The sequence below is a fragment of the Microcystis sp. M_QC_C_20170808_M3Col genome (assembly GCF_007095505.1).
Taxonomy (GTDB): Bacteria; Cyanobacteriota; Cyanobacteriia; order Cyanobacteriales; family Microcystaceae; genus Microcystis.
Genome location: NZ_SFBY01000322.1, coordinates 1 through 9,532, shown reverse-complemented (window position 1 = coordinate 9,532; position 9,532 = coordinate 1). Strand labels below are relative to the sequence as shown.

Sequence of the window (9,532 nt, the reverse complement as noted above, 5' to 3'; positions counted from 1 at the left end):
CCACACCCCACACCCCAACCCCCAACCCCCAACCCCCAACCCCCAACCCCCAACCCCCAACCCCCAACCCCCACCGAAAAACTTTTTCAGCAGACCCTAAATAGGAGTAATTTCCGTCCACTTCTCCCTAATCCTGAACGGGAGAGGCAGAACCGAAGAATTTCTATAAAATTTCGGTAAGGGTGGAAAGATCAAGTAAGTTAGCGTTGGGGCTTAATCTTCGCCACGGAAAGTAGAACTATGACAGTTTGTGAATATCGGCCAGGTTTAGAAGGAATTCCCGCCGCCCAATCGAGTATCAGCTTTGTGGATGGGCAAAAGGGAATCTTAGAGTATCGGGGCATTCGGATTGAGGAACTCGCCGAAAAAAGTACCTTCCTCGAAACCGCCTATCTCCTTATCTGGGGTGTTCTGCCCACGGGGGCGGAACTGGAAGAATTTGCCGATGAAATCCGTTATCATCGACGCATCAAGTACCGTATCGAAGACATGATGAAATGCTTCCCCGAAAAAGGCCATCCCATGGATGCGCTACAAACTTCGGCGGCGGCTTTAGGGTTATACTATGCCCGTCGGGCTTTGGATAATCCCGAATATATCCGTCAAGCAGTAGTGCGGCTATTAGCGAAAATCCCCACCATGGTGGCGGCGTTTCAATTAATTCGCAAAGGTAATCATCCCATTCAGCCCAACGATAGTCTTGATTATGCGGCCAATTTCCTCTATATGTTGACGGAAAGACGACCAACGGATTTAGCGGCGAAAGTTTTCGATGTCTGTTTGACCCTCCACGCCGAACATACCATGAATGCCTCGACTTTTTCGGCCATGGTGACGGCTTCCACTTTAACCGACCCCTACGGTGTCATCGCTTCAGCAGTGGGAACTCTCGCTGGCCCCCTCCACGGTGGCGCAAACGAGGAAGTATTGTTAATGTTAGAGGAAATCGGTTCGGTGGCTAATGTTCGTCCCTATGTGGAAAAATGTATCGCCAATAAACAAAAAGTTATGGGTTTTGGACACCGGGTATATAAAGTTAAGGATCCCCGGGCGACGATTTTACAAAACCTTGCTGAACAATTATTCGCGGAGTTAGGTTCCGATGAATACTACGATATCGCCCTAGAATTAGAACAAGCAGTGGTGGATATCTACGGCGAAAAAGGCATCTATGCTAATGTGGATTTCTATTCGGGATTGGTCTATCGGAAATTAGGCATCCCCAGTGATTTATTTACCCCGATTTTTGCCATCTCCCGGGTGGCCGGTTGGTTGGCCCACTGGAAAGAACAATTAAATGCTAATCGCATTTTCCGTCCTACCCAAATCTACACTGGAGAACACGAAGTCCCCTATACACCGATCGAACAACGTTCTTAGATTTTATCTCATATTCTTGATGGAAACACGGTTTCTCGCCTTTGTCAATCTTTCCTAGGCGAGATTTTTTGTCTCATTTCCTGTTATATTTATGGGGCAAGGAAACAGTCCAGCGGCTTTCAGCTTGGTCAGTTTCGGTGTATATAGCAAGGCAAGGTCTTTACTTCTAGGTAGTCAGACAGAAAAATATTAAAGATTATGGTGAAATTTTGGCGGAGATTAACGGTATTTTTAATTTCTTGTTTATTGCTGATTTCCCTAACTGCTTGTGGTAATCAAGTTAGACGAAATCAAGTGGTAATATCGGTATTAAGTGACCCCAAAACCTTTAATGCTGTTTTATCGGCCGAATCCCCGAATATTTTTGGTTTAACCTACGAAGGACTATTAACAGAAAATCCCATTACTGGCAAAAAAGAACCTGTTTTGGCAGAATCTTGGACAATTTCTGATGATAATTTGAGCATTATTTTTACTATCAGAGAGGATTTAAAATGGTCGGATGGTCAACCCTTAACCGTTGATGACGTGGTTTTTACCTATAAAGAATTATATCTAAATCCTGATATTCCTAACAACTACCGCGATAGTTTAAGAATAGGATTAAAAAAAGAATTCCCCGTTATCACTAAACTAGATAATCGCAGAATCGAATTTAAACTCCCCGAACCTTTTGCCCCTTTTTTAGATGCTGTCAGTTCACCGATTTTACCTAAACACGCTTTAGAAAAAACTATTCAGAAAAAAAGCCCCGATGGTAGGTTAGAATTTCTCTCCACTTGGGGGTTAGATACTCCTCCCGATAAAATTGTTTTTAATGGTGCTTATAAACTAAAAGAATATATAACGGGACAAAGGATTATTTTTGAAAATAACCCTTACTATTGGAAAAAAGATGCCCAGGGACAACAATTACCTCATATAACTTCGGTAATTTGGGCAATTGTTGAATCTCAGGATACAACTTTACTGCAATTTCGTTCGGGAAGTTTAGATTCTATTGGGGTAACTCCTGAATTTTTCTCCCTCTTAAAAACGGAAGAAGAAAGAGGAAATTTCACGATTTTTAACGGGGGACCTGCCTACGGAACCCAATTTATCGGTTTTAATCTCAATCAAGGAAAACGCGACGGAAAACCCCTAGTAGCTCCGATTAAATCTAGGTGGTTTAATAACTTAAATTTCCGCCAAGCTATTGCCTACGGCATTAATCGTCAAAGAATGATTGATGATATCTATCGAGGATTGGGACAAGAACAAAATTCTTTTATTTCTATCCAATCGCCTTTTTACGATAAAACCCTGAAAGGTTACGATTATAATCCCGAAAAAGCCAAAGAATTATTATTAGAGGCCGGATTTAAGTATAATAGTGATAATCTGCTAGTCGATATCGATAATAATCCCGTTAGATTTAACCTGATTACTAATGCAGGAAATAAAATCAGGGAAGCTATTGGGGCGCAAATTAAAAATGATTTAGCCGCAATAGGAATTCAGGTGGATTTTCAAGCGATCGCTTTTAGCAATTTAGTTGATAAACTGAGTAATAGTCTAGATTGGGAAGCACATATTTTAGGTTTTACTGGTGATAATGAACCCCACGCGCCTAATATTTGGTATGTAGATGGAAATCTCCACGCTTTTAACCAACAACCTCAACCCGGCAGCCCTCCAATTCAAGGCTGGCAAGCGGCGGATTGGGAGAAAAAAATCGCCGATTTATACGTCAAAGGTTCCCAAGAATTAGACTTTGAGAAGCGCAAAGTTATCTATAATGAAATTCAACAACTTCAACAGGAATACGTCCCGTTTATTTATCTAGTTAATCCCCTCGCTTTGGGGGCTGTGCGTAACTGCTTTGAAGGAATACAATTCTCCGCCTTGGGTGGTGCATTCTGGAATCTAGAAGAATTAAAGAAAACCTGTGGAGGTGTTTAATGACTCATTTTGGTTTACTCTGTCCTACAACTTCTGGACATATTTATTCTCTCCTACCTTTAGGAAAAGAATTACAAAAACGCGGTCATAAAGTTACCTGTTTTTTAACTCTTGATGGTGAAGAAATGGTGCAAGCAGCCGGGTTAGATTTTCAGGCAATTGCACCCAACAAATATCCGAAAGGCACATCAGCCAAAAGTTTAGCCGAAATTGGTCAATTACGGGGAACAGCCGCCGTCCGTCGCACGGTACAATTAGTAACTGATTCTACAGCGACCCTCTTTGAAACTATCCCTCAAGAGATGCGTCGCTTGGGAATTGATGCCCTAATTGTTGATCAAGTCTCCGCCTCAGGGGGTACAATCGCAGAAAAATTAGCTATTCCCTTTATCAGTTTTTGTTCGGCATTGGTTTTAAATCGTGACCCGCTTATTCCGCCCTTTATGACCACTTGGGACTATAATCCCTCATTTATAGGGGTTATTCGCAATAAACTTGGCTATAAACTCCTTGACTCCCTGACTCGTCCTCTGAATGAGTTAATCAACCAGCAACGTCAAGAATGGGGGTTAATTCCCTATCAAAACATCAATCAACGCTATTCCCCCCTTGCCCAAATTAGCCAACAACCCGCCGAATTCGAGTTTCCTCGGCAAAATTTACCCGCTCACTTTCACTTTACCGGTCCCTTTCACGATTCCTCCACTAGAAAAACGATTCCTTTTCCCTACGAAAAATTAACCGGACAACCCTTGATTTATGCTTCCCTCGGGACAATTCAAACTCGCCTACAATCGACCTTTAATGCGATCGCCGAAGCCTGTGCCGATTTGCCGGTACAATTAGTTTTATCCTTGGGCAATAGCGACTCTAACATTCAAATAACGACCAAAAACGCCCTAGTTGTTCCCTACGCTCCCCAATTAGAGCTTTTAACCAGAGCATCTCTTACTATCACCCCCGCAGGCTTAAATACTACCCTAGAATCCCTCGCGCAAGCTGTACCGATGGTGGCCATTCCCATCGCTAACGACCAACCGGGGGTATCTGCTCGAATAAAATGGTCGGGGACAGGGGAAGTGATTCCGATTTCCCGTCTAGAAGTTCCCCGTTTACGAAAGGCGATTGAAAAGGTGTTATCCTTCCCCAGTTACCGAGAAAATGCCCTGAGAATGCAAAAAGCGCTGCAGAAGACAGGAGGAGTGAAAATGGCCGCCGATATCGTCGAAAAAGCCATTTCTACCGGCCAACCCGTCCTATCGGTATAATGGCTAGGGTCTGCTAAAAAAGTTTTTCCTGGGGACAGGGTGTCGGGTGTCGGGTTTTAAAAACGTTATCGAAAACAATTGACAAAAATCGCCCTTTATAACCCGTCCATGGCCTAACACAAACCGAAGAACTATAAAGATTAGATTGAACATTTCTGTGATTTCTGTCTAACAGCAATGGTCAGCGGTGATGAATGAACTAGAACATTGCCGCTTCATCAACTTGTTAGCTGGCTTCTGCTTAGAGTGTAAATTTGCGGAGAAATCATGCGTATAGTAACTGATTATTAATACTATCAACAGTCAACGTGTTAACTAAAATACCAACCCGTTGCACGACCTCGTAGGCAGTTTTCTGAGGGACAACAATAATTCCACAATGTTCTCTGCCTTCCTCTATGAATTGAAGATGCAATCGTTCAAAATCAACCCGGTTGTGGGTTACAAGACATCTACCTAAAGAAGCTGCAAATTCTAATTGTTCGCTGTCAGTTTTACCCAAAGTTGACTGCTCAGGAACAGTGGTGACATCTAAACCACGAGAACGCAGAAGTGTTGCAACTAACGCCGACATATCTTCGTCCATGTAAAGCGAAGCAAATATGCTCATAGCTTACCCAAAGCTGTCTTTACAGAAGGATGCACCAACTCATCGGGGACTTGGTTACGCTCAATGTACTCGTTAATTTCTGCTTGATGATCCAAATAAAAACTCAAGGCATCGAACACTTGTGCTAAGGTCAAATGAGGTAAATGAGTTGGAATTTCCTCTGGCATCACACCTAATCGCCACAGACCTACGATTGCGCGAATAGATGTGCGAGTGCCTTCAATAATTGGCTCTCCACCTAAAATCTCATTGTTTCTGGTGACATAACGTGAAAGAGTAATAATCGTCATGGAATTAGGTCCCTTAGGGAAATCGCTGATTCTATTTTAGTGAGGGACAGACATGACTTGATCATGGCATCTAGTGGCTAGAGGAATCCTAGGCTAGATGTTTTTTCGGCAACCTAACCTAAGACTCTGATGGAAACTACGCGGTAAAGAAATCTAATTTTCATAAATGTTCCTCTCGACACTGACTTAGTTTCGGTCTTGCGGTCTAACGGTTAGGTCACTTAGATTTCTGGAGTAGAAAATGATAGAGATTGCATCAAGCGAAAGGAATGAAAAGAACCCGACCTTCATATTCTTCAGGTTCACTACAACAAATAAATAGTTCTAAATCATCAAGAATCTTACCAATGGGTGCTTTTGAGATCACCTCAACAACTCCAGTCATAGGTAGTCCTTGATTGACACGATTGTAGGCATACATCGTAATAGTGGCTACATCATGGGTGAGCAGGATGCGTCCCTCATTAGCTGCCCATTCTAAAATATCTGGATCGTCAGTGTTCATCAGTCCTACATCTTGGACGCGAATTATATCCAATTCAGGTAAACGCCTCACCAGTCCACGCAAGATGGCTCCATTAAAATTTTCGTCAGTTAGAAGGCGCACTTTGCCTCGACTCTCTTTTTGACTGATAACGAGCAAGCAAGCGCTGTCTTAAATCGACTAAGTTGTGTTTTTGGGTTAGTTGTTGTCTCAGTTGTTGAGCTTGTTGGTCGCGTTGTTCCAAATAACTGTCAATTTCCTGACGGTGATTTAAATAATAAGCAATGGCACTGTATATATCTTCCAAACGAAGAACTGAAAACTGAATAGCGATTTCTTCAGGAGTGGAGCCGTTGTGGTATGAGGCAAGTATGCTATCGAGAGTCACTCGGCTCGAACCTATACGGATACCTCCCGCTTCATCCCAACGAAAAGGAGGAGAAGTTACTTGGAATTTGGCTGGGGTGTTGCGAAGGACTTCATCGGGATGTCTGACGTTGTTGGTTGCCATATCCTCTTCTGCCTGAGCGATGAGGGGAGCTAATTTTCCCGATGCTAGGTCCGCTTCAATTTGTCTATCCCACATCTCATCAAGATAGTCTTGAAGCCAGTTTGCCAGAGCGCGGACTTCACTCTCTGGCAATTGCTGAATAGCCGACTCAACTTCTGAGTGATTAGTCATATAACAGGTCAAATTTGAATATCACAGCCATTTTATCGCTAATTAGGGTTTGCTGGATAAATCTAAAAACCTTTTCTGCAAACGTTAGCACAGATGAACTTCTTTCTTGCCTTTGATGTCTGTTTTTACAGATACGACTTAGCATTCGAGATTAGTCAAAAATAGTTTGACTAGAGAAAAAAGAGGTGCGTTACATTTCATTAACACACCCTACCAGAGCGGCGTACTGCTACGCAGTGCCTTCGGCATCGCACTCAACCAACTAACTTGATACGGTCGGTGTGCAAGCGGATTGTTATGCAGCAGTCAGTTTCTTTCAAGAGTAACATCATTTTCCAATGGTGCAGCAAGTGTAATTATTAATTCTCCATGTCCTGTGCCATAGTCATAAGGCTCTAACTCTATATATTTGCCACGACCTTCTATGGCAAAGTGGTGAATAACTCGTGGCTTATGTATTAGTAATTCAACCGAAACATCTAAATGAATTTTGGCAATATCATCACCGTTCACGAGCAACTGGTTTTCGGGAAGTACCATCGTTATCTGAAATTGTATTGGGTATGCTCCTGGATCTAGCTTCGTGGTATCAATTTGCTTCAATGCCTCATCAAAGCCTTGGTTTGACTCTTCACCTAAAAATTCGTACAGATCTATCTCATTTCCATTGAAGATAGCTTTTGCTGTTGATATGTCAATTGTCATAAAAGAGGGGTCTATCTTGCCAATAGCGGAACGTTTTGTCAATTTTATGTCTCCATTAAACCCACTTCTACCTGTGACTAGCATTCGTGGATAATCGAGAGGAAAGTCTGATGCCAGAAGTAACTCGATGCGTTCATCCTTTGCAGCTTGAGCAGTAGCACCCTTGCTAAATCCTCTGGCGACGAAGAAGCCTTTCTGCGAGGATGTTGCTTGAATCTTTTCTGAAAAAATGATGATATCATTTTTTCCTACATTCTGCTTCCAATTCTTGCACTCAAAGATGAATTTACTTTTATAGCCTTGAGCTACTGAAACTTCAACATATAGATCGATCTCATGCAGAACACCTTCAGCAATTACAATTTTTTTGTTTTCTACAACGAACTTATCTGGGTCTAGTGTTGAAGAATATTTGAGAATTGCTTCTTCTATACGTTTTACTGCACGTTCTAGATCATCCCCCTTTTGCTTCTTCATGTTGGCTTTAATAGAGTCCATGGATCTTAATTTCACTCCTTACTGGTTCGCATTCAAACAAGAGGTGACACCCATCAACTTAGATGACGAACTAAAAGTTCTCAAGCATCAACTCCATCAACGGAGGAGCTGCATAACCATTGATTATACAAAAACTTTCTCGATAACACTCCTGAGAGTAACGATATGGGTCAACTTTCAGCATATCACCCCATTTTAGGGCCATCGCCAGAACTTTTACCCATATCATAACCAAAAGCATATTAGCCAGATTAAACAACCTCTTTTAAGTAGATTCCTAACAACAAGCTGCAATAAAATAGACTTTTTGGGAAGTCTAGCACTAATTCTTCAGTCCACCCCACAATTACCTAATTTTCGGGGAAAAAGTGCCAAAATTTCCCCCCGATCGCTCTTATGTTCGGCACTTTTTGAGGGTAAAAAAATCTAAAATTCTTACCCAACAATGTTTTTAGATTTATTCAGCCAACCCTAACTTAAATTTTAAGCTGATCGATTAAATCGCGCATAATTTTGGCAGAATTGTGTAACTGTTCCGTTTCTCTGGGACTAAGGGCAAGATTCAGGGTTTTAATCACTCCTTTCTCGTTAACCACGCAGGGAATACTTAAACACACATCTTTGAGACCGTATTGACCATCGAGGAGAGTGCTAATAGTCAGAATTCTTTCTTGGGAACGTAAAATCGCTTTAACGATATCCGTGGTAGCTAAACCGATCGCATAGCTAGTATAACCCTTGCGTTTGATAATTTCATAGGCGGCGTTTTTAACCTGAAGAAAAATTTCTGTTAAGCTTTCTTGGTTGGCCGCGCTTAAATCCTGCCAATCTCCTTCTAATAACCTTGCTCCTCCGATATTAGCCGAACTCCAGACAGCAAGCTCACTATCCCCGTGTTCACCGATAATATAAGCGTGGACGTTACGCGCATCTACATGGAGTTGGGTGGATAAAAGAGAGCGTAAACGGCCAGAATCTAGCACCGTACCCGAACCAATCACCCTAGAAGGCGGAAAATTAGTGATTTTCAAGGTAACATAGGTCATGATATCGACGGGATTACTCACCACCAAAATTAAAGCACTGGGGCAGTAAACAGCCACATCCTCAAGAATACGGCGAAAAATCGCCACATTTCGCTCAAGGAGATGTAATCGGGTTTCTCCCTCTTTTTGGGCAGCCCCAGCAGTAATAATCACCACATCGGCATTTTGTCCCACATCGGCCACGGTTCCCATTTTCAAGTCTGTGGGTTCAATAAAAGGCATTCCGTGCCTTAAATCCATCACTTCCCCTTCGACTTTATCCGTGGCGATATCTTGCAGAATTAATTCATCAAAACAGTCTTGAATTAACATCGAGTAAGCGCAGGCCATCCCCACCTGACCGACACCGATAATTACTCCCTTGCGAGGACGCAGAGGAGCAGGTTGTTCAGCGTAGGGATTGGGAGTAAATATTTTATCTAGCATAGATTTTTGCAGTTACTGGCTCGTTGACATACTCCCACCGTCAAGCTACGCTGTGACGGGGGATTCTTTCTACATTGCTGTTAGAAATTCCTTGTTCAACGAGACAGCTTAGATTCTCAATGTCTCCATTAAGAACCCAGAGGCCGGACTCTCCCAAGGCGTTTGGGTCGGTTTCTGTTTGCCCAACAGTACCGTTGAGATG

The 9,532-nt window shown here is 42.5% G+C and carries 9 protein-coding genes; 3 read left to right on the top strand and 6 right to left on the bottom strand.

The window, feature by feature from the left end; all coding sequences use genetic code 11:
* The first annotated feature begins 240 nt into the window (after positions 1-240).
* The 3 genes from EWV84_RS14790 to EWV84_RS14780 all read left to right on the top strand — a co-directional run bounded on the left by EWV84_RS14790 (position 241) and on the right by EWV84_RS14780 (position 4,589).
* The gene (locus EWV84_RS14790; RefSeq protein ID WP_061433485.1) at positions 241-1,380 is read left to right on the top strand and encodes a citrate synthase; all 1,140 of its coding nucleotides are present in this window, start codon (positions 241-243) and stop codon (positions 1,378-1,380) included.
* A 198-nt stretch (positions 1,381-1,578) separates the two neighbouring features.
* Positions 1,579-3,321: an ABC transporter substrate-binding protein gene (locus EWV84_RS14785; protein ID WP_287078597.1), complete on the top strand. Its 1,743-nt coding sequence runs from the start codon at positions 1,579-1,581 to the stop codon at positions 3,319-3,321.
* A complete protein-coding gene (locus EWV84_RS14780; protein WP_287078596.1) occupies positions 3,321-4,589 on the top strand; it encodes a glycosyltransferase in 1,269 nt (422 codons plus the stop codon). The genes EWV84_RS14785 and EWV84_RS14780 overlap by 1 nt, the downstream gene beginning before the upstream one ends.
* 265 nt (positions 4,590-4,854) lie before the next feature.
* On the opposite strand, the gene EWV84_RS14775 is transcribed toward EWV84_RS14780, so the two are convergent.
* The 6 genes from EWV84_RS14775 to EWV84_RS14750 form a co-directional block, all read right to left on the bottom strand.
* The gene (locus EWV84_RS14775; protein WP_158198844.1) at positions 4,855-5,199 is read right to left on the bottom strand and encodes a DUF5615 family PIN-like protein; all 345 of its coding nucleotides are present in this window, start codon (positions 5,197-5,199) and stop codon (positions 4,855-4,857) included.
* Entirely contained in the window at positions 5,196-5,489 is a 294-nt protein-coding gene (locus tag EWV84_RS14770; RefSeq protein ID WP_287078595.1) for a DUF433 domain-containing protein, read from the bottom strand. Before EWV84_RS14770 ends, EWV84_RS14775 begins: the two co-directional genes overlap by 4 nt.
* Positions 5,490-5,745: 256 nt before the next feature.
* A complete protein-coding gene (locus EWV84_RS14765; protein WP_265795647.1) occupies positions 5,746-6,045 on the bottom strand; it encodes a DUF5615 family PIN-like protein in 300 nt (99 codons plus the stop codon).
* A gap of 34 nt (positions 6,046-6,079) precedes the next feature.
* Entirely contained in the window at positions 6,080-6,655 is a 576-nt protein-coding gene (locus tag EWV84_RS14760) for a DUF433 domain-containing protein (RefSeq protein WP_287078593.1), read from the bottom strand.
* Between the two features lie 306 nt (positions 6,656-6,961).
* A complete protein-coding gene (locus EWV84_RS14755; protein WP_287078592.1) occupies positions 6,962-7,858 on the bottom strand; it encodes a restriction endonuclease in 897 nt (298 codons plus the stop codon).
* A gap of 476 nt (positions 7,859-8,334) precedes the next feature.
* The gene (locus tag EWV84_RS14750; RefSeq protein ID WP_287078591.1) at positions 8,335-9,330 is read right to left on the bottom strand and encodes an L-lactate dehydrogenase; all 996 of its coding nucleotides are present in this window, start codon (positions 9,328-9,330) and stop codon (positions 8,335-8,337) included.
* Between the last annotated feature and the right edge of the window lie 202 nt (positions 9,331-9,532).